21 protein-coding genes are annotated in these 20946 nt (G+C 52.6%); 13 read left to right on the top strand and 8 right to left on the bottom strand.

Annotated elements, in window-relative coordinates; genetic code table 11:
• Nucleotides 1-26: 26 nt before the first annotated feature.
• The 5 genes from pcnB (at nt 27) to panD (ending at nt 4097) form a co-directional block, all read left to right on the top strand.
• The gene (pcnB, locus tag QRY16_RS10380; protein WP_289776556.1) at nt 27-1445 is read left to right on the top strand and encodes a polynucleotide adenylyltransferase PcnB; all 1419 of its coding nucleotides are present in this window, start codon (nt 27-29) and stop codon (nt 1443-1445) included.
• Nucleotides 1442-1927, top strand: coding sequence for a 2-amino-4-hydroxy-6-hydroxymethyldihydropteridine diphosphokinase (gene folK, locus QRY16_RS10375; protein ID WP_289776525.1), 486 nt, complete (start codon nt 1442-1444; stop codon nt 1925-1927). Before pcnB ends, folK begins: the two co-directional genes overlap by 4 nt.
• Before the next feature lie 85 nt (nt 1928-2012).
• Nucleotides 2013-2807, top strand: a complete 795-nt coding sequence (gene panB, locus QRY16_RS10370; protein ID WP_289776524.1) for a 3-methyl-2-oxobutanoate hydroxymethyltransferase — start codon at nt 2013-2015, stop codon at nt 2805-2807.
• Nucleotides 2808-2822: 15 nt separating this feature from the next.
• Nucleotides 2823-3677, top strand: coding sequence for a pantoate--beta-alanine ligase (gene panC, locus QRY16_RS10365; protein WP_289776523.1), 855 nt, complete (start codon nt 2823-2825; stop codon nt 3675-3677).
• 39 nt (nt 3678-3716) lie between these two features.
• On the top strand, nt 3717-4097 hold the full coding sequence (gene panD, locus QRY16_RS10360; protein ID WP_193403763.1) for an aspartate 1-decarboxylase: 381 nt from the start codon (nt 3717-3719) through the stop codon (nt 4095-4097).
• 54 nt (nt 4098-4151) lie between these two features.
• On the opposite strand, the gene QRY16_RS10355 is transcribed toward panD, so the two are convergent.
• The 3 genes from QRY16_RS10355 to QRY16_RS10345 all read right to left on the bottom strand — a co-directional run bounded on the left by QRY16_RS10355 (nt 4152) and on the right by QRY16_RS10345 (nt 7281).
• Nucleotides 4152-5165, bottom strand: a complete 1014-nt coding sequence (locus QRY16_RS10355) for an acyltransferase family protein (protein WP_289776522.1) — start codon at nt 5163-5165, stop codon at nt 4152-4154.
• Nucleotides 5166-5587: 422 nt separating this feature from the next.
• Nucleotides 5588-6358 carry an ABC transporter permease gene (locus QRY16_RS10350; RefSeq protein ID WP_289776521.1) on the bottom strand — a complete coding sequence of 257 codons (771 nt, stop codon included), beginning with the start codon at nt 6356-6358 and terminating at the stop codon, nt 5588-5590.
• A complete protein-coding gene (locus QRY16_RS10345) occupies nt 6355-7281 on the bottom strand; it encodes an ABC transporter ATP-binding protein (protein ID WP_289776520.1) in 927 nt (308 codons plus the stop codon). Before QRY16_RS10345 ends, QRY16_RS10350 begins: the two co-directional genes overlap by 4 nt.
• A 108-nt stretch (nt 7282-7389) precedes the next feature.
• On the opposite strand from QRY16_RS10345, the gene can reads away from it, so the two are divergent.
• On the top strand, nt 7390-8052 hold the full coding sequence (gene can, locus QRY16_RS10340; protein ID WP_289776519.1) for a carbonate dehydratase: 663 nt from the start codon (nt 7390-7392) through the stop codon (nt 8050-8052).
• Between the two features lie 58 nt (nt 8053-8110).
• Here can and hpt read toward each other — a convergent pair whose 3' ends face one another.
• Nucleotides 8111-8647 carry a hypoxanthine phosphoribosyltransferase gene (hpt, locus tag QRY16_RS10335; RefSeq protein WP_193403768.1) on the bottom strand — a complete coding sequence of 179 codons (537 nt, stop codon included), beginning with the start codon at nt 8645-8647 and terminating at the stop codon, nt 8111-8113.
• A 165-nt stretch (nt 8648-8812) separates the two neighbouring features.
• Here hpt and QRY16_RS10330 point away from each other — a divergent pair, with 165 nt between their 5' ends.
• The gene (locus QRY16_RS10330; RefSeq protein ID WP_289776518.1) at nt 8813-10096 is read left to right on the top strand and encodes a cystathionine gamma-synthase family protein; all 1284 of its coding nucleotides are present in this window, start codon (nt 8813-8815) and stop codon (nt 10094-10096) included.
• A gap of 2 nt (nt 10097-10098) precedes the next feature.
• Here the strand turns inward: QRY16_RS10330 and cueO are convergent, their stop codons facing one another.
• Nucleotides 10099-11694, bottom strand: a complete 1596-nt coding sequence (gene cueO / locus QRY16_RS10325; RefSeq protein ID WP_289776517.1) for a multicopper oxidase CueO — start codon at nt 11692-11694, stop codon at nt 10099-10101.
• Between the two features lie 179 nt (nt 11695-11873).
• Here cueO and QRY16_RS10320 point away from each other — a divergent pair, with 179 nt between their 5' ends.
• From QRY16_RS10320 to speD, 3 genes are all read left to right on the top strand, one after another.
• Nucleotides 11874-12221, top strand: coding sequence for a YacC family pilotin-like protein (locus QRY16_RS10320; protein WP_289776516.1), 348 nt, complete (start codon nt 11874-11876; stop codon nt 12219-12221).
• A gap of 110 nt (nt 12222-12331) precedes the next feature.
• Nucleotides 12332-13201, top strand: a complete 870-nt coding sequence (speE, locus tag QRY16_RS10315; RefSeq protein WP_289776515.1) for a polyamine aminopropyltransferase — start codon at nt 12332-12334, stop codon at nt 13199-13201.
• A 14-nt stretch (nt 13202-13215) separates the two neighbouring features.
• On the top strand, nt 13216-14025 hold the full coding sequence (gene speD, locus QRY16_RS10310; RefSeq protein ID WP_193403773.1) for an adenosylmethionine decarboxylase: 810 nt from the start codon (nt 13216-13218) through the stop codon (nt 14023-14025).
• A gap of 60 nt (nt 14026-14085) precedes the next feature.
• On the opposite strand, the gene QRY16_RS10305 is transcribed toward speD, so the two are convergent.
• Genes QRY16_RS10305 through dtnK form a run of 3 tightly spaced genes read right to left on the bottom strand, consistent with a single transcriptional unit; the run spans nt 14086 to nt 17080 of the window.
• Nucleotides 14086-14847: a DeoR/GlpR family DNA-binding transcription regulator gene (locus tag QRY16_RS10305; RefSeq protein WP_289776514.1), complete on the bottom strand. Its 762-nt coding sequence runs from the start codon at nt 14845-14847 to the stop codon at nt 14086-14088.
• A gap of 6 nt (nt 14848-14853) precedes the next feature.
• Nucleotides 14854-15834, bottom strand: coding sequence for a D-threonate 4-phosphate dehydrogenase (locus QRY16_RS10300; protein ID WP_193403775.1), 981 nt, complete (start codon nt 15832-15834; stop codon nt 14854-14856).
• Entirely contained in the window at nt 15827-17080 is a 1254-nt protein-coding gene (dtnK, locus tag QRY16_RS10295) for a D-threonate kinase (RefSeq protein ID WP_289776513.1), read from the bottom strand. Before dtnK ends, QRY16_RS10300 begins: the two co-directional genes overlap by 8 nt.
• Nucleotides 17081-17269: 189 nt before the next feature.
• Here dtnK and QRY16_RS10290 point away from each other — a divergent pair, with 189 nt between their 5' ends.
• From QRY16_RS10290 to QRY16_RS10280, 3 genes are all read left to right on the top strand, one after another.
• On the top strand, nt 17270-18433 hold the full coding sequence (locus QRY16_RS10290) for an iron-containing alcohol dehydrogenase (protein ID WP_289776512.1): 1164 nt from the start codon (nt 17270-17272) through the stop codon (nt 18431-18433).
• The gene (locus QRY16_RS10285) at nt 18430-19314 is read left to right on the top strand and encodes a dihydrodipicolinate synthase family protein (RefSeq protein WP_289776511.1); all 885 of its coding nucleotides are present in this window, start codon (nt 18430-18432) and stop codon (nt 19312-19314) included. Before QRY16_RS10290 ends, QRY16_RS10285 begins: the two co-directional genes overlap by 4 nt.
• Before the next feature lie 216 nt (nt 19315-19530).
• The gene (locus tag QRY16_RS10280; protein WP_289776555.1) at nt 19531-20946 is read left to right on the top strand and encodes a sodium:solute symporter family protein; all 1416 of its coding nucleotides are present in this window, start codon (nt 19531-19533) and stop codon (nt 20944-20946) included.

Raw genomic sequence — 20946 nt, 5'->3', positions numbered from 1 at the left:
TTTTTATGTCACTGTCGAGGTGTCCCATTTTTACCCGAGTAGCTAATTTTTGCAGGAAAGTCCTTAAGCGTGACGACGAGGAGGCGCCAGCAGAGGTTGAACCAGAGCGTCTTATGACTATCATCCCTCGTGAAAGCCATACCATCTCACGCAAAGACATCAGCGAAAATGCCCTCAAAGTGCTGTATCGCCTGAATAAAGCCGGTTATGAAGCCTATCTGGTAGGCGGCGGCGTGCGCGATTTGCTGCTGGGGCAAAAGCCGAAGGACTTCGACGTGACCACTAACGCCACGCCAGAGCAGATGCGTAAGTTGTTCCGCAACTGCCGTTTGGTAGGACGTCGCTTCCGTCTGGCCCATGTGATGTTTGGCCCGGAAGTGATCGAGGTGGCAACCTTCCGCGGTCACCATCAGGTTGCAGAGAACGCTGACGATCGCAATACTTCACAGCGTGCCCAGAGCGGTATGCTGCTGCGCGATAATATCTTTGGCACAATTGAAGATGATGCTCAACGCCGCGATCTCACCATCAACAGCCTGTATTACAGCGTGGCTGATTTTAGCGTGCGTGATTACGTTGGCGGCCTGCATGATTTGCAGGAAGGCATTATTCGTCTGATTGGCGATCCGGAAACGCGCTACCGCGAAGATCCGGTACGAATGCTGCGCGTGGCGCGTTTTGCCGCCAGATTGAATATGCGCATAGCTCCTGAAACCGCTGAGCCGATTCCGCGTCTGGCCACTCTGCTGCGGGATATTCCGCCAGCGCGCCTGTTTGAAGAGTCGCTTAAGCTATTGCAGACCGGTTATGGCTACAGCACCTGGCTTAAACTGTGTGAATATCAACTGTTCCAGCCGCTATTTCCAACCTTAGCGCGTAATTTCACCGAAAAGGGTGACAGCTCAATGGAGCGGATGCTGGCACAGGTGCTGAAAAATACGGATACCCGCATTCAGAATGATATGCGCGTTAACCCGGCGTTTCTGTTTGCCGCCATGTTCTGGTATCCACAGCTGGAAGCTGCAGAACAGATCGCGCAGGAAAGTGGCCTGACGTATTACGATGCCTTCGCGATGGCCATGAACGATACGCTGGACGAAGCCTGCCGCGCGTTGGCGATTCCAAAACGCATCACGTCGCTGATTCGCGATATTTGGCAGTTACAGCTGCGTATGTCACGCCGCCACGGTAAACGTGCCTGGAAGCTAATGGAACATCCGAAATTCCGTGCAGCCTATGACCTGCTGGCGCTACGCGCTGACGTCGAGAACAACCCGGAACTGCTTCGCCTGAGTAAATGGTGGGGCGAATTCCAGGCTGCTGCGCCGCCACAGCAGAAAACCATGCTCAACACGCTGGGGGACGATCCTGCGCCGCGGCATAAGTCACGCCGTCGTCCCCGTCGCTCGCCTGCTCCGCGTCGTGATAATCAAAACGCCTCATGACCCGCGTTTACCTTGCGTTAGGTAGCAACCTCGCCGATCCGCTGCATCAGGTGGATGCAGCTCTGGCGGCGCTGGATGCGTTGCCGGCTACGCAACGTATCGCCACCTCAGCCTTTTATCGCACCCCGCCTTATGGTCCGCCGGATCAGCCGGGTTATCTGAATGCTGCCGTCGCGCTTGAAACGCAGCTCACGCCAGGAAGCCTGCTCGATCACACCCAGCGCATTGAGCTGGAACATGGCCGCGTGCGTAAAGCTGAGCGCTGGGGCCCGCGCACGCTGGATATTGATGTAATGCTGTTTGGGGCTGCGGTGATCAACACCGAGCGCCTTATCGTGCCCCATTACGATCTGCTCAACCGTGCATTTATGCTGCTGCCGTTACTCGACATCGCCCCCGAGGCAACCTTGCCGGATGGCCGCGCGCTCAGGTCGATTCTGGCAACGCTGGATACCAGCAGCATTCGTCTCTGGCATACCTGAGCCACACAATAGCACTTCTTTCATTCCGCTCCCTGCCGCTATCCAGTAAACTTCGCCCATCAGAAATCCCTGAGTTGAGAATGTTATGAAACCCACCACGATTTCCCATTTGCGTCAGTGGAAAGCGAGCGGTAAAAAATTCGCCACTCTGACCGCGTATGATTTCAGTTTTGCCCGCTTGTTTGCCGACGAAGGCATTCAGGTACTGTTAGTTGGTGACTCGCTTGGCATGACGGTTCAAGGCCACGATTCGACCTTGCCGGTCACCGTTAGCGATATTGCTTATCACACCGCTGCGGTGCGCCGTGGCGCGCCGCAATCGCTGCTGCTTGCCGACCTGCCTTTCATGAGCTATGCCACGCCAGAACAGACCTTCGATAACGCCGCACAGCTGATGCGCGCCGGCGCCAATATGATAAAAATTGAAGGCGGCGAATGGCTGGCGGACACCGTATGTATGCTCGCGGATCGGGCGGTGCCGGTTTGTGGACACCTGGGACTAACGCCGCAATCGGTGAACATCTTTGGTGGTTACAAAGTCCAGGGGCGTGATGAAGCGGGTGCAGAACGCGTCCTGGCTGATGCGCTGGCGCTGGAAGCTGCCGGTGCACAGTTGATGGTGCTGGAGTGTGTGCCGGTGTCGCTGGCAAAGCGTATTACCGAAGCGTTGACCATTCCGGTCATCGGCATTGGCGCCGGTAATGCCACTGACGGTCAGATCCTGGTGATGCATGACGCCTTTGGGATTACCGGCGGCCATATCCCGAAATTCGCTAAAAACTTCCTCGCCGAGACCGGCGATATTCGTGCAGCGATTCGCCACTATATTGCCGAAGTGGAAGCTGGAACCTATCCAGCCGCTGAACACAGTTTCCAGTAACTCAGGAGAATTACCGTGCTGATCATTGAAACGCTGCCGCTGCTGCGTCGTGAAGTTCGTCGCTGGCGTCAGGAAGGCAAACGTATTGCGCTAGTACCGACCATGGGCAATCTGCACGAGGGACATCTCAGACTGGTCGATGAAGCGCGCGAGCGTGGCGACATCGTGATTGTGTCGATCTTCGTTAACCCGATGCAGTTTGATCGTGCCGACGATTTAGCGCGTTATCCACGCACCCTGCAGGAAGATTGCGAGAAGCTGAACCGGCGTGGTGTTGACGTTGTATTCGCGCCTTCACCGGCAGAAGTGTACCCGCAGGGTTTGAAAAATCAGACCTTCGTTGAGGTGCCGGTACTCTCCTCTCTGCTGGAAGGCGCCAGCCGCCCCGGCCATTTTCGCGGCGTCGCCACTATCGTGAGCAAACTGTTTAACCTGGTGCAGCCGGACATCGCGTGCTTTGGCGAGAAGGACTTTCAGCAATTAGCCGTTATCCGCAAAATGGTTACGGATATGGGCTTCGATATTGAAATTGTTGGCGTGCCCACCATGCGTGCCAAAGATGGCCTGGCGCTGAGCTCGCGCAACGGTTATCTCACCGCCGATGAACGCAAGCTAGCGCCTGCTGTCAGCCAGGTTATGAACGAGATGGCAAAGCGACTGGCAAATGGCGAGCGCCACGTTGATGAAATTATTGACGCCGCGAACCAGTCGCTGCTGGAAAAAGGTTTGCGCCCCGACGGGCTGGCCATTTGCGACGCCGACACATTGCAACCGCTTACCGTTGACAGCCAGTGCGCGGTAGTATTAATGGCTGCGTGGCTTGGCAATGCGCGCTTAATCGATAACAAACAGGTTGATCTCACCCAGTAAACGGCTGTAGCGGGGAGACAGACATAAAAGGTTTTGGCTATGATTCGTACCGTTCTACAAGGTAAGCTACATCGCGTGAAAGTAACGCAAGCAGACCTGAATTATGAAGGTTCCTGCGCCATCGATCAGGATTTTCTTGATGCTTCGGGCATTCTGCAATACGAAGCCATTGATATTTACAACGTGACCAATGGTCAGCGTTTTTCCACCTACGCCATCGCCGCCGAGCGCGGCTCGAAAATTATTTCGGTAAATGGTGCCGCAGCGCGGTGTGCCTGCGAGGGTGATATTCTGATTATCTGTTCTTATGTACAGGTTGAAGATGCTGAAGCGCGCCAGTGGCAGCCTAAAGTGGCTTATTTTGACGATAATAATCACATGAAGCGTCTGGCAAAAGCGCTGCCGGTACAGGTAGCCTGATTCGCTTTGCATAAAAAACATCCTGCATTAACGCTTGCAGGATGTTTTTCTTTTTTAAACCGCTTTTTCCTGAAGAGGCTTCGCGTTTTTTTTCAGCGTAAATAAGAAATTCAACCAGCCACGACTACGCATCAGACAAATCGTCCAGGGCAGTGCCAGCGCGGCTAAGAAGGCTGCGATGAATTTTATATCATTCATCCACGGGGAAGCGCTTTCAAATTTAACCAGCTTACTAAATACCTGTATTGCCAGGTAATGTGACAGATAGAACACAATGGAATGCGTGCCAATATAATAGACAATACGGGATGACAGATGCGCAGCAATCCAGACAAAAAATGGCAAGGATAATAACGCTAACGGAGAGAGTAATGCCTCCGGCGCACCCTGCACGATAAAAAGATTAAGACATGACAGCAGAGCGAAACTGGCTAATGAAAGACCGATTACCGATGTTTTCTTAACCCGCTCAGCCAAATCAATCTGTTTCCTGACGACGTAATCCCCCAGATAGAAGAACACGAACAAATAGAAAGATTTATTAATATGACTGTTATCAAAGCTGGCGAATATGCTGTCTGGCTTAATGGCTGGCAGCGCCCAACTGGCAAACATACAGACAAGGAAAACAACATAAAAAGGTAACTTACGCGCCACTAAAATCATTAAAAAGAAGATAAAAAGTGAATGTAAGAACCAGGTCATATCGCCACCACCAGTAAGGTGGGAGAGAATGATGTTTAATGGCGACTGAGGCGTGTTAGCCATTGAGCTAAACACAATTTTTAGCCCACCATAAATAGCGACCCACACAATAAAGGGATAAAGGATACTTTTAATTTTATTATTAATGAACGGCCCTAATCCTTTCTTTAAGCCGACATCAACAAACAGCCCCGATACAAAGAACATAAGTCCTAAACGTACCGGCGCTAACATTTCATTCATCGTGTTACTTATCAGCGTGAAATGCCCAGCATTATTGTGTACTGCAATAGTGCTGTGTAAAAAAATGATCGCAAGGATGCTTAATCCCCGCAGATTATCTACCCACGTAATACGATTCATGGTTTCCCCTGCTCTTGATTAAAGCTGACGCTATTAACTGCGCCGTCAGTTTTTGTTCAGTCTGTAAGCCACCCTGTCTCGTCCATGCGGGATGGTAAAGCGTGCCTACGGGCTAGTTTGATAAGTTAAAAACGGTTAAACAATAAGATAACGGCTTATAAAAACCTTAAAATTTCTTAAAATTAGCAAAAACAAGGTGATAGGGTGCAAATATAAATAATTTTAGGAAAAATGCCATATTGAGATAAATGGCGGGAAGAGATAGGGGCTGCTTTAAATAAGCCTGCAAAAAGGTAAAGGGTAATAATATTAAAAAATGGCCTGCCTGTTTCATTCAGCCAGTCTAAATAGGAATTATCTTGTTATTTAAAATAATAGTATTAAAAACGCAGCCGACGCTGCGTTTTTAATACACAGGACGACTAAGTTCGTAAGCCGCGTCCGCGCTGAATCAAGGTATATGCCAGCATATAAAACACCACGATAAACGCGATCAGTACCGACATGGTAAATACCAACGGTACGTCATTGATGCCGAGGAAACCGTAACGGAAACCGCTGATCATATAGACCACCGGATTCAGCTTTGACACCATTTGCCAAAACGGCGGCAGCAGCGTCAGCGAATAGAATACGCCGCCGAGGTAGGTCAACGGGGTGAGCACAAAGGTCGGGATCAGGCTGATGTCGTCAAAGGTGCGGGCAAAGACAGCATTCAGCAGGCCAGCCAGTGAGAACAGAATCGCTGTCAGTAAGAGCGTTACGGCCACCATCGTCCAGGAATGAACGTGAAACGGCACAAAAAACAACGAGATTGCCGTCACTAAAATGCCAACGCACACGCCACGCGCCACGCCGCCCCCAACGTATCCGGCAATAATAATGTGAGTGGGCACCGGCGCGACCAGCAACTCTTCTATGTTGCGCTGAAACTTGGCGCTAAAGAAAGAGGAGGCCACGTTAGCATAAGCATTCGTGATCACGGCCATCATGATTAACCCCGGCACGATAAATTGCATATAGCTGAAACCATGCATATCACCAATACGTGAGCCAATCAGGTTGCCGAAGATAATAAAGTAAAGCGTCATCGTGATCACTGGCGGTACCAGCGTCTGGATCCAGATACGGGCAAAACGGTTAATTTCCTTGCTCCAGATGCTTTTCAGCGCCACCCAGTACAAATGTGTCATGCTTTTGCTCCTGTTTTTCCCTGCACCAGGTCAACAAATAATTCTTCCAGACGGTTGGCTTTGTTACGCATACTCAGCACCTGCACACCCTGCGCGCTGAGCTGACTGAATACACTGTTTAAGCCCTGCTCACGCATCACTTCTACTTCCAGCGTTGAGGTATCGACCAGACGATACTGAAAACCCTCCAGCGCAGGCAGCGGACTTCGCGGCGCCAAATCGAGAATAAAGGTTTCAGATTTCAGTTTGGACAGCAGCCCTTTCATCGAGGTATTTTCCACCAGCTCACCGCTCTGAATAATACCGATGTTACGACACAACATTTCTGCTTCTTCCAGATAGTGCGTTGTCAGAATAATCGTCGTGCCTTTGGCGTTAAGATCTTTGAGAAATACCCACATCGAACGGCGTAATTCGATGTCCACACCGGCCGTGGGTTCATCAAGAATCAGCAGTTTGGGTTCATGCATCAGCGCACGCGCAATCATCAAACGCCGCTTCATGCCGCCAGAAAGCATCCGCGCACGTTCATTACGTTTTCCCCATAAATCGAGCTGTTGCAGATACTTTTTAGCGCGTTCATTCGCTTCCCGACGCTCGACGCCATAATAACCCGCCTGGTTCACCACAATCTGCATCACGGTTTCAAACGGATTAAAGTTGAACTCCTGCGGCACCAGTCCGAGCTGGCGTTTGGCATTGACCATATCTTCTTCCAGGTCGTAGCCAAATACCCGCACGCTGCCGTCGGATTTATTCACCAGCGAGCTGATAATGCCGATAGTAGTAGATTTACCGGCACCGTTCGGTCCCAGAAGCGCATAAAAATCGCCGGCCTGAACGTTAAGATCAATCCCTTTCAACGCCTGCACGCCGCCGGGATAGGTCTTGGTCAGCCGGGAAAGTTCCAGTGCATAAGTCATTACGAATCCATACCCTGTTTTGATGGCAATTTAATGCCGTTTGAAATAGCTAAGCCTTCGCCTATAGTACGTCCACGCACAATGCGCAGTAACAGGTCGCTCAACGTCATGACAGATATCGATACCCTGATCAGTAATAATCACCAATGGTCTGCATTACTGGTCAAAGAAGATCCCGGCTTTTTTGAGCGGCTCGCCCAGGCACAAAAACCCCGCTTCCTGTGGATTGGCTGTTCAGACAGCCGCGTTCCCGCTGAGCGACTCACCGGGCTTGAACCTGGCGAGCTGTTTGTGCATCGCAACGTGGCAAACCTGGTGGTACACACCGATCTGAATTGCCTTTCCGTCGTGCAATATGCCGTCGAAGTGCTGGAAGTTGAGCACATCATCGTATGTGGCCATTACGGTTGCGGTGGCGTACAAGCGGCGATGGACAACCCGGAGTTGGGTTTGATCAACAACTGGCTGCTGCATATCCGCGATCTCTGGTACAAGCATAGCGTGTTGTTAGGGGAACTCCCGCCGGATAAGCGTCTCGATAAACTGTGCGAAATCAACGTTATTGAGCAAGTTTATAATCTCGGCCACTCTACCATTCTGCAATCAGCATGGAAACGCGGGAAAAATGTTTCGCTACACGGTTGGGTGTACGGTATTCATGACGGCTGCCTGCGTAACCTTAACGTCACCGCCAACAGCCGGGAGATCCTGGAGCAGCGTTATCGCCACGGCATTGCCAGACTGCTGGTCAACACCGACAGCCCAGCTTAAAGCGCCAGACAGCCTACACTAAGCAAGCTGTCTCAGCCCTGGAAGAATGTGCGGTGGGTTATGCTTCGAGTGGAACCACTTTGCCAATGTAAGGCAGATGACGGTAGTGCTGCGCATAGTCAATGCCGAAGCCAACCACGAACTCATCCGGAATGGCAAAGCCAACATATTCGACATTCACTTCCACTTCACGGCGTTCTGGTTTATCCAGCAGGGTACAAATCGCCAGCGATTTAGGCTGGCGTAGTTGCAGGATCTCCCGCACTTTGCTCAGCGTGTTACCCGAGTCGATGATGTCTTCCACAATCAACACATCTTTACCGCGAATATCTTCATCCAGATCTTTAAGGATTTTTACGTCACGGGTGCTGGACATGCCGCTGCCATAACTGGACGCAGTCATAAAATCAACTTCGTGTGGCACATCGATTTCACGGCACAGATCGGCCATAAACATAAACGAGCCGCGCAGCAGCCCGACTAATACCATATCACTGCCGCTGTCGCGGTAATGTTCAGTAATTTCTTTGCCCAGTTCGGCGATGCGCGCGGCAATTGCCTGCTTAGGGATCATCACTTCAACAGTGTGTTTCATTGCGTTCAGCCTGGTTACGTCAGAAAGCCACGCAGTCTACCATAGTCGAAACGGCCACTGCTGCCGTGCGCTAAAGGCAAACGTTATCGTGGCGAAAAATGTCACCGTGGCGTTAACTGTATGTACAGCATGCTGCTCGTTAACCCACGGTTAGCCGGAGATCTCATGGCTTCTTCATCCAGTAAAAAAACGCATATCGGTGCGCGCCCACTCCACCCGGAAACGCAAATGCTTAATTACGGCTTTGATCCGCGACTGTCGGAAGGAGCCGTCAAACCGCCCGTATTCCTGACGTCCACCTTTGTGTTTAACAGCGCGGAAGAGGGACGAGATTTTTTTGATTACGTCTCAGGACGACGTGAACCCCCGACAGGCAAAAGTGGGGGACTGGTGTATTCCCGCTTCAATCATCCCAACAGTGAAATTGTTGAAGATCGACTGGCCATTTATGAACAGGCAGAAAGCTGCGCGTTGTTTGCTTCCGGCATGGCGGCAATTTCGACCACGCTGCTAACCTTCTCCCGCCCCGGCGACGTGATTTTGCATTCGCAACCGCTGTACGGCGGCACTGAAACTTTACTGAGTAAAACGCTGCATAATCTGGCTATTCAGGCCGTCGGTTTTAGCGATGGCAATGATGAAACTAAAGTACGTGATGCAGCGCAACGGGCGATGGCGCAAGGGCGAGTCGCGATAGTCCTGGTTGAAACCCCGGCTAATCCTACGAACAGCCTGGTGAATATTGCGCTAATGGCACGTATTGCCGATGAGATCGAGCAGCAGCAAGGCTCGCGCCCCCTTGTCGCCTGTGACAATACGCTGCTTGGCCCGCTGTTTCAGCATCCTTTAACGCTGGGCGCTGATTTATCGCTTTATTCGCTGACTAAATACGTTGGCGGACATTCAGACATAATTGCCGGTGCGGTGATGGGCAACAAAACGTTAATGGCCAGCATTCGTGCGCTACGCAGCGCCATCGGTACCCAGCTCGATCCGCACTCCAGCTGGATGATCGGCCGCTCGCTGGAGACCTTGTCGCTGCGTATGGAAAAAGCCTGGCATAACGCTGAAAAGGTGGCGGCGTTTTTACGCGATCACCCGAAAGTGACAAAACTGTACTGGCTACCGTTTCTGGATGAAAAAAGTGCGGAGGGTAAAACTTATCGTGAACAATGTCGCGGCGCAGGTTCAACCTTCTCGTTTGATATTGCCGGGGGCCAACCCGTTGCGTTTCGTTTCCTTAACGGATTAGCGCTGTTTAAACAAGCCGTTAGCCTCGGCGGCACCGAATCGCTGGCCAGCCATCCCGGCAGCACCACCCATTCCGGGGTGCCGGAAGCGGTGCGTCAGCGCATTGGCATCACTGACGCGACGGTGCGCTTGTCGATCGGCATTGAAAATGCCGGTGATTTGATTGAGGACATCAGGCTGGCGCTTGAGAATGCCTGACGTCAGGTTACGGTAAAACCCAGCATCATGCCGGTATCTTCATGTTCCAGCAGATGACAGTGCGCCATGTAAGCCTGTTCAGCGTTAGCAACATAATTAAAACGCACCAGCACCTCACTGCGCCAGCCGTCGACATTTACCATATCTTTCCAGCCCTGACGATGCGGCGCAGGCGGTTTGCCGTTCTCAGACAGAATGCGAAACTGCGTACCGTGGATATGGAAAGGATGCAGCATACTGTCGCCTTCGCCAGAAATAGTCCACTTCTCTACTGCGCCCAGCGCCACGTTAAACATCGGCTTGTTCATGTTAAACGCTTCGCCGTTAATTTTATTGCCGTTATGGAAGTCATAACCGGCGGCCGGTTTTGCCATGTCGTGCGCGCTGTGATCCATGGCGTGCTCCCCTGCAGCCATCTTTATGTTGTGATCGCCGTGGGTCATGTTCATCCCATGCTGACCTTTGCCCATCGCTTTCTCGCCATAACGCTGCATCAGCGCCTGCATGCCTTGCTGATCGAGTTGCGGATCCATCATCAGTTGCAGCCAGCGCGTATTCAGATCCTGGGTGTTCGGTAGGGCTGGCAAGGAGGCCAACGCATCCGGTAGCGTGGCACTGGCCATCACCCGCAATGGCAGGATATGCACCAGCGGCAGCGGCTTCCCGAACGGTTCCAGCGTCATCCCTATTTGCTCAACAGGTAAAGTAACCATATCGAAAGGTTTACCGTCTGAAGTTTCAACCATCACTTCAAAACGCTCACCTGGCAATAAAGGTAATGAGTCGATTTTTACCGGTTCGGACAATAAACCGCCATCGCTGGCAATCACATAGAGCGGACGCTGGTCACTGGTGGCAATATGCAACGAGCGGGCGTTGCAGCCGTTCAGCAAGCGTAAGCGTATCCAGCCGCGCGGCACTGCGTGTTGCGGATATTGCACGCCATTGGTCAACATCATGTCACCAAACCAGCCCACGGCAGCACGCATGACATCGAGCTGGTAATCGATGCGATCGCCCTGCTTCGTCAGCAATTTATCCTGAAAAATCAGCGGAACATCATCGGCTCCCCATTGCGTGGGCAGACGCAGCTTGCCGGACTCCGCATCGTCTAACAGCACCAGTCCCGCCAGCCCCTGCGCGACCTGATGGCCGGTTTTGCCATGCAGATGCGGATGATACCAGCAGGTCGCTGCCGGTTGATCCGGGGTAAAGGTGACCTGACGTGTCGCACCAGGTGCGATGCTGGCCTGCGGCCCGCCGTCCACCGCACCTGGAATTTCCAGGCCATGCCAGTGCAGCGTTGTCGCTTCCCTGAGTCGGTTATGCAGGTTGACCGTTGCCGTCTTGCCACGTTGTAACATCAGTGCCGGCCCCAGCAGATTGCCGTTGTAGCCCCAGGTTGGTACCGCTTTGCCATTCCATTGTGTGCTTCCCTGCATTGCGGTGAGGTTATAATGCCCTCTGGCATCGGGTTCTAACAGAGAAGGAACCGGTAACAGCGGACGTTCAGCCGCCATCAACGAACGGCTCCAGAGCGGCAGCGCACCGGCCGCAGTGAGCGCAGCGGTAAGTTTGAGGAAGTGGCGACGTTGCATGGTAATCATCCTTGTGACAAGAGAGTGCACAGCCTAAACCTTTACCTGATGGGAAGGTCAAGCTTTCGTACCAGAATCCCCTGAAAAAATGCAGCCATTCGTGGCGGCGGGTAAATTAATCGAAAACCTGCTGGCAACTGTGCTAACGTCAACAAGATTATCCCCTGAAGAGAATGACTATGAAGAAAAGCATCAAGATCCTGCTGTTGTCAGGACTCCTTGGCTTCTCCTCCACCAGCTTTGCCTTAAGCGAATCCGAAGCCGAAGATCTGGCCGATCTGACGGCGGTGTTCGTTTATCTAAAGAATGACTGCGGCTATCAGGATCTGCCGGATGCGCAAATTCGTAAAGCGCTGGTGTTTTTTGCTCAGCAAAACCGCTGGGATTTAAGCAACTACAGCAGCTACAACATGAAAGCGCTTGGCGAAGACAGCTATCGTGACTTAAGCGGTATTGCTATCACCAACGATAAAAAATGTAAGTTTCTGGCTCGTGACTCATTGAGCCTGCTTGCCTACGTTAAATAACCCGCCGCATACCGCTCTCCTGCTGAACATTTGACCGTGCAACCACGGTCAGAGTTAGCTATGATGTGCCGCCCATTTTCATGGCGATGTCATTAAAGGAGAGCCCCACCATGGCCCAAAATGAAATGTGGTATGAAACCCTTCATGCCGGTTTTGGACAATATTTCACGGTTGATAAACAGCTCTATCGGGAAAAAACAGCGCATCAGGACTTAATCATCTTCGAAAATGCGGAGATGGGTCGCGTGATGGCGTTGGATGGTGTGGTACAAACCACCGAACGTGATGAATTTATCTATCATGAGATGATGACGCATGTGCCAATTCTGGCGCACGGTGCGGCCAAAAGCGTGTTGATTATCGGCGGTGGAGATGGTGCGATGCTGCGTGAAGTGTCGCGTCATTCGCAGATTGAAAAGATCACCATGGTAGAAATTGATGCGGGTGTCGTGACGTTCTGCCGTCAATACTTGCCGAATCACAGCGCCGGTGCGTATGACGATCCGCGCTTTACCCTGGTGATTGATGACGGCGTAAACTTCGTTAACCAGACTAATGAAAAGTTCGATGTGATCATTTCCGACTGTACCGATCCCATCGGTCCGGGCGAAAGTCTATTCACTTCAGAATTTTATGCTGGCTGTAAGCAAGCCCTTCATGAAAACGGCATCTTCGTCGCGCAAAATGGCGTTTGCTTTCTGCAACAAGACGAAGCGATTAACAGCCATCGCAAACTCAGCCACTATTTTGCTGATGTCAGCTTTTACCAGGCAGCGATTCCAACCTATTACGGCGGCATCATGACATTTGCCTGGGCAAGCGACAATCCGGCTCTGCGCCAGCTCGACGCGGCAACCCTACAGGCGCGTTATGAGGCCGCAGGCCTGAACTGCCGCTATTACAACGCGGCGATCCATACTGGCAGCTTTGCCCTGCCGCAATATCTGTTGAATGCTTTGTCACACACACAGCATTTATAAGGGGGTGAACAAAATTGCAAAAGCTAAAACTACATGGCTTCAACAACCTGACTAAAAGCCTGAGTTTTTGTATTTACGATATTTGCTATGCAAATACGGAAGCTGAACGCGATGGCTACATCGCTTATATCGATGAGCAATATAACGCGAACCGTCTGACTGAAATCCTGACGGAGACCTGTTCGATCATCGGGGCCAATGTGCTGAACATTGCGCGCCAGGATTATGAACCGCAGGGCGCGAGCGTGACTATTTTGGTCAGTGAAGAGCCGATTGATCCGAAAGATATTGATAATTCGGAGCACCCAGGCCCGCTGCCAAACTCGGTGGTTGCCCATCTAGATAAAAGCCATATCTGCGTGCATACCTACCCGGAGAGCCACCCGGAAGGCGGACTTTGCACTTTCCGCGCCGATATTGAAGTATCAACCTGTGGCGTAATTTCGCCGTTAAAAGCCCTGAATTACCTGATTCATCAACTCGAATCAGACATTGTCACCGTGGATTATCGCGTGCGGGGTTTCACCCGTGACGTGAACGGCGTAAAACATTTTATCGATCACGAAATCAACTCAATTCAGAACTTTATGTCAGATGACATGAAAGCGATGTATGACATGGTGGATGTTAACGTCTATCAGGAGAACATCTTCCATACCAAGATGTTGCTGAAAGAGTTCGAACTTAAGCATTACCTGTTTAATACCCGACCAGAAGATCTCAGCCCGCAAGAGCACAAACGCATTACTGACCTGCTGTGGAAAGAGATGCGTGAGATTTACTACGGAAGGAATATCCCTTCGGTGGGTTTAAAAACGCTGTAAGTTGCCATCCTGTCAAAGAAAGGGGCATCTCGCGGGATGCCCTTTTTGATCTGCTAAGCGCTAATTTGTCAGCTGTAGCGCAATACCTCGTTCGCGTAATTCCCATTTGACCCCGTCATCCAGCCGGTTATCCGTTACCACATCAGTCAGGGTTTCCAGCGGTGCGGCGCAAAACAGCGACCAGGAGCCGTATTTACTGCTGTCAGCCAGCAAAACACGTCGACCGGCATTAGCCAGCAAATCATACTTCAGTCCGGCTTTTTCTTCGGTAGGCGTGGTGATGCCACGCGCCAGGCTCCACGAGTTACAGCTAACAAAAGCAATATCAGGGTTAATGCTGCGCAGCAGGCGACGGCCATGCTCGCCAATGCAGGACTGGCTGGAATCATCGATACGACCACCAATAATGGTCACTTCAATCTGTTTGAATTCAGAAAGAAACAGCGCGATATGTAAATCGGCGGTAATCACCCGCAGCGGCAGATGCGTCAACTGTCGAGCCAGCTCCAGCATGGTGGTGCCGGCATCCAGTACCACTGCATCGCCCGAGCGCACAAAGCTGGCAGCCTGCTCGGCAATCGCCTGCTTTTCAGCTAAATTACGCTGCATTTTTTCCAGCGTCGTCGGCTGGCTTGGAATAAATCGATTTAAAGTCACACCACCGTGGCTACGGCTGATTACGCCCTCTTTGTCCAGCTTGATTAAATCACGCCGGATGGTGGCCGGTGAGGCAGAAATCGCGCTCACTAACTGCTCTACAGTCACCAGATTATGGCTTTTCAGATAATCCATAATCTGATCAAGACGACTTTGTCCCTTCATATTTCCCTATGCGAGCTGCATCGCGAGTTTGATGGAGATCGTCATGCTCTCAGACTTCGCTTTACCTGTCCAGGCGATATCAAATGCCGTGCCGTGGTCTGCCGAAGTGCGAATAAACGGCAGCCCAGCGGTGATATTCACCCCATCATAAAAGCCCAGCAGTTTTAACGGAATATGTCCCTGATCGTGGTACATCGCTACCACCATATCGTATTGCCCTTCCTGACATTGCAGAAACACGGTATCCGGTGGGCAAGGGCCATATACGTCAATACCCTGCTCTTTCATCGCGTTGATTGCTGGCGCGACGGTCGTGATCTCTTCGTCGCCAAACAGCCCGTTTTCACCCGCGTGGGGATTAACGCCTGCCACTGCGATACGCGGCTTTTCAAACCCGACGCGGCGCAGAAAGGTATCCGCCATGCCAATCACCGTTTCAATGCGGGTACGGTTCAATGTATCGAGAAATTTACGCAGCGCAATGTGCGTGGTGACATGGATCACCTTCAGCTTATCGGTGTACAGCACCATTGCGTAATCTTTGGTATGGGTCAGGTGCGCCAGCAGTTCGGTGTGACCGGGGTAGATATGACCCGCTGAGTGCAGCGCCTCTTTATTCAGCGGCGCCGTCGCGATGGCCTGCACCTCTCCCGCTAACGCCAGCCCGGTGGCGCGTTTAATACAGCGCCAGGCCAGGTCACCCGCTTCTTTCTGCACCACGCCAGGCTTCAACGTTTCAGGATTGGCTAGCGGTTCATCAATCACATTAATGATGCCTGGCGCAAAATATGCGTCCTTTATGCTGTCGAGCACGCGCAGTTCAGCTTGGGGGGTGATATTCATAGCCAGGATACGGCGCAGGGTGCTGGCGCATCCCACCACGACCGCTGGCGCGCCATTCAGATCCCCTTCGGATAGTGACTTGATGATGATTTCCGGGCTAATGCCCGCCGGATCGCCCATCGTTACCGCAATAACCTTATTCACTCAACGTCTCCTCAATAAAACGAATGGCTGCTACCAGGGTGTTTTCGTCGCCAAAACCACCCGCTTTGGTCATCACCGGCAAGTTAAATTCACTGTTAAGCAGAACCCCGTGCGGCACACAGCCTGCTACCAGGCCCTGAATTTGAAATCCGCTGGCTCCAAGCGCCTGAGCGACGGCAATCGCCACATCGCCGCCAGAGAGATAAAGCGCATCTGGCTGGTATTGGTGCAGTAACCGACGGGTTAATTCACCTAAAAACTGGCAGATCGCCTCACCCAGTTGCTGACGCGTCAGGTTTTGCTGCTGACAAAGTTGATCAATTTCGTGCCGCTGCTGTGCGTGCTGACAGGTGCGAATGACGGTGTGCTGACCGGCACGCAACGCCGTCACGCTTTGCGCAATCCAGCCTGACGCTGAGGGCCAGACGGGTGACTGAAACAGCTGACGAACATCGATGTCGATCAGCGCTATGTCGCGCTGTTGCGCCAGCGTGCTGATTTGCTGCTGCGCACTGTTGCTCATCGATCCCACCACCGCTAATACCGCTCTGGCCGGTCGGGTAGAAAGGTGCGCAGCGAGCGCGTCACTCAAGCCTGCCGCGCCGACTAACAACGGCTTTTCCGCTAAACGCGCCGCCGCCTGCATCAGACGGGCAATATCGGCGTCCTGTTCGGCATCCACCACCACCACCCCGCCTAATTCAGCCAGCACGGCATCCAGGTGCTCGCTGCGCAGCGTGGCGAGATCAATCTGTGTGCCCGGCAGCTGGAGCTGCTGTAAAACATGGGCGCTGAGGATAGGCGTTTTGGGATCGCTGGCAAATTCGGTATCGGTTAACAACACATCGTTAAGATAAACCGCGCCGTTGCGCGTAGTGCGCCCCAGTCGCGGTACAGCGGGCACCACCAGTGCCAGTTGTCTGCCGCTGGCCGTCAGCACCGCCATGATTTCGGCCCCGACATTGCCGCGCAGCGTTGAATCGATCTTTTTATATAACCAGCCCTGAAACGGTTGATATTGCTTCACCACCTGGGTGATGCGCTCTGCCGCCTGCCCGGCGCTGATAGCCCGGCTGTCTGTGCTGATTACCCATACGTCTGCCGCTTCACTGTCATGCAGCGTATCGTTGCTGAACAGCACATGGACGCGAGCACCCGCCTGGGCAAATCCACTGCCCGCATCGTTTGCGCCGGTGAAGTCATCGGCAATCACTAGTACCGGCGTTTTCCATGACGATTGCGTCATTGTCTCTCCTGTCTCGGCTGTTTGCCGCTGAGGATGATTATATTCAATCACTATTGATTATATGTGAGCAAGATCAAATTAATCGAAATCAATATGCCCTATAAATTGAGCCACAGTAAGTGACTGCACTCGCACTGACATGAGCAAAAGCAATCATTCAGGTCAGAGACACAGTAATAAGGGTATGAAATGAATATCAACAGCACGGTTATTAGCGGTTACCAGGCGCTAAACGACATAAGGTATCTGCTGAACGGTAAGACGAAAGCATTGTTGGTTACCGATAAGAATATCGAGAGTATTCCGGCCGTTAAGACGCTCATCGCGCAACTGAAGCAGCAGATTGCTACCGTCAGCGTGGTAAACAACGTGCCGCCAGAGCCGAGCCAGCACGATGTGGCTGCCATTCTTAGCGCATTGCCTGCGCGTGACGTCGAGCTGGTGATTGGCGTTGGCGGCGGCAGCGTGCTAGACGTTGCTAAACTGCTGTCGGCGCTGTGTGTGGAGAACGCGCCTTCGCTGGACGCGCTGCTGGCGGGCGAAAAGCCGCTGCATCGCACCACGTCGCTGCTGATTCCTACCACCGCCGGAACCGGCTCCGAAGCGACGCCAAACGCCATTCTGGCGATCCCGGAAAATGCCACTAAAGTTGGCATCATTGCGCCCGTCATGCTGCCCGACGTTGTGGCGCTGGTGCCTGAACTCACTACCAGCATGCCTGCGCACATCGCTTCGTCTACCGGCATTGATGCGCTGTGCCACCTGATCGAATGTTTCACCGCTACCGTGTCGAATCCGGTGAGCGATAACTATGCACTGACTGGCATGAAGAAGCTGTTCGCAAATCTTGAAACCACCCTTAGCGAGCCGGGAAATTTGCAGGCGCGCCTCGAAATGTTGTGGGCGTCTTATTATGGCGGTGCGGCCATTGCCCACGCCGGGACGCATCTGGTGCACGCTATGTCTTATCCGCTGGGCGGTAAATATCACCTGCCGCATGGCGTTGCTAACGCCATTTTGCTGGCGCCGTGCATGCGTTTTGTCCGCCCTGCCGCAGTGAAAAAATTTGCTCAGGTTTACGATTTGTTGCCTGACGCGGATACGACGCTTGATCACGACGCGAAATCGCACGCGTTAGTGGATTACTTCACCGCCCTGGTGAAACGCCTGCAATTACCCGCCAGCCTGGAAGAGCTGGGCATTAGCCCGGATCACTTGCCTTATTTAGTAGAAGCCGCGCTGGATGTGCAACGCCTGATGAAAAATGTCCCGATGGCCGTTTCTGCCAACGATGTGCGTGACGTTTATCTGACGCTGTTTCCTTCACACCAGGAACAACGAGGGGTCGTATGAGCAAGAAAATAGCTGGCGTATTAACCGCCATCGTCACCACTTTTGATCGTGATGGCGCATTTAATCCTGTCACCCAACGCGAACAGATAAAACGCCAGCTCAGCGCGGGCAACGGCATCTTCTGCGGTGGTACTAACGGCGAGTTTTTTGTACTGAACGAGCAGGAAAAAATCGCCGTTACGGAAACCTGCGTGGATGAAGTGAATGGCAGCGCGCCGGTTGTCGCGCACATTGGTGAAATTTCTACCCGCGAAACTATCCGTCTCGGCAAGCAAATCGCCAGGCTGGGCGTTGATGCGGTATCGGTAATTACGCCTTATTTCGTGCCGCTGAAGCAGGAAGAACTGATTTATCACTACCAAACGGTGGCCGACGCGCTCGATGTGCCGCTGTTTCTTTACAACATTCCGGCGCGTACCGGTAACACCCTGCAGCCCGATACGGTGCGTAAGCTGGCATCGCATCCGAACATCATCGGTATTAAAGACTCGGCAGGCAGCGATGAAAGCCTGAGCGGTTTCCTGAAAGCGGTACAGGATATTGAGAATTTCGATGTACTGAACGGCCCGGACTCGCTGATTCATCAGGGTTTCGTTGACGGTTGCTCTGCCTGCATCTCCGGGCTCGCCAACGTTGCGCCGAAAGAGATTAACGCTATCTGGGCCCGCTTTCATGCGGGTGATGTGGAAGGTTCACGTCTGGCGCAAGAAAGCGTAACTGGCCTGCGTACCGATCTGTACAGCGTGGGTTTCTCACCGGCTGCAGCGAAAAAAGCCGTCACGCTGCTCGGCTACGATGTGGGCGAAAGCCGCTATGCGGTGCACTTCAGCCCCGACGACGTGCAAAAGATTCGCCAGATTGTGAATCAGTACCTGCAGTAATGGCCGTCAGGGCAGCTTCTGCCCTGGTCCCAACGGGGCGCGTGATGACGCCCTGACCTGACACCGCATACTCCCGCGTGTGGCATTGATCGTTCATCACCTGAATTACGCATTGTTCGCCTGTCCAGACAAGGCATCGAATATCACCTTTGAATCCTACCGGCTGGATGAGAACGAACCCGATGGTCGCCATCCACCCGAATTATCGAGGTCATGATGAATGCATTTTCAACGGAGAGTACCCTGCTGATCGTCGGCATGGTTGTCGCTTACATTCTGTTTACCACCTGGCTTACATGGCGGCTGCGTAGCAAAAGCAGCGGTGACTTTATGGAAGGATCGCGCGCCATGCCAGCGTTTATCGTTGGTATTATGCTGATGTCGGAATACATCGGCGCCAAATCAACCATCGGCACGGCGCAAGCGGCGTTTGAAGATGGTTTCGCCGCCTCCTGGTCAGTGATTGGCGCGGCGATTGGCTTCCCGCTATTTGGTCTGATTCTGGTGAAGCGCATCTACAATACCGGCAAAATCACCATTTCTGGCGCAATTGCCGAGAAGTACGGTAATTCAACCAAAAACATCATTTCGCTCATCATGATTTATGCGCTGCTGCTGGTAAACGTAGGCAATTACATCAGCGGTGCAGCGGCCATTTCAACCGTGTTGAAAATCGATCTGACGCAAGCCGCTTTTATCACCGCAGTGGTCAGTACCTTTTACTTTGCCTTTGGCGGTATGAAGGGTGTCGCCTGGGTTACCTTACTGCACAGCGCCCTGAAGTATGCCGGCATTCTGATTATCCTTTGCGTGGCGCTGCACATGACCGGCGGTATTGCGCCGATGATGCAAAAAATGCCTGATTTTTACTGGACGTGGGACGGTCACGTGGGTGCCAGCACCATTGTGGCGTGGTTGATTGGTACTATCGGCTCGATCTTCTGTACCCAGTTTGTTATTCAGGCCATCTCGTCAACCAAAGATGTGAAATCGGCGAAGCGTGCGACCTGGGTGGCCTTCTTCTTCTGTCTGCCGATTGGTCTGGCGATGGCGTTGATTGGCGTGGCGGCGAAGTTTGCCCACCCTGACATTAAGAGCCTGTATGCGCTGCCGGTGTTTCTGCAGGACATGTCGCCATGGCTGGCGGCCATTGTGACCACATCGCTGGTGGCGTCGATCTTTGTCAGCGTCGGCACCGTGGCGCTGGCGGTTGCCTCGCTGGTGGTAAAAGATTTTTATGTGCCGTACCGCAATCCCACGCCAGAACGTGAATTCAAAATGACGCGCTGGATCTCTATCGCCATCGGCTTTTTCCCGCTGCTGTTTGTGCTGTTCTTCCCGGAAGTGCTGAAGCTGTCGTTTTTCACCCGCGCGATTCGTCTGTCGATTACCGTGGTGGCAATCATGGCGTTCTATCTGCCGTGGTTTAAGAGTACGCGTGGTGCAAATGCCGGTCTGATTGGTGCCTGCGTGGTGACGTCTGTGTGGTTCATCCTCGGTAACCCGTTTGGCATCAACAATATGTACGTCGCGCTGACTACGCCGGCGATCATCATGGTGATCGATCGCTGCATCCCGTCACGTCAGTCGCAGCACAACACGCAACATAATGCACAAAAAAGTGGAGCTTAA

The organism is Mixta mediterraneensis, assembly GCF_030283135.1.
GTDB lineage: Bacteria > Pseudomonadota > Gammaproteobacteria > Enterobacterales > Enterobacteriaceae > Pantoea > Pantoea mediterraneensis.
Note: the sequence above shows the minus strand (reverse complement) of the source record. Positions and strands in the feature narration are given on the sequence as shown.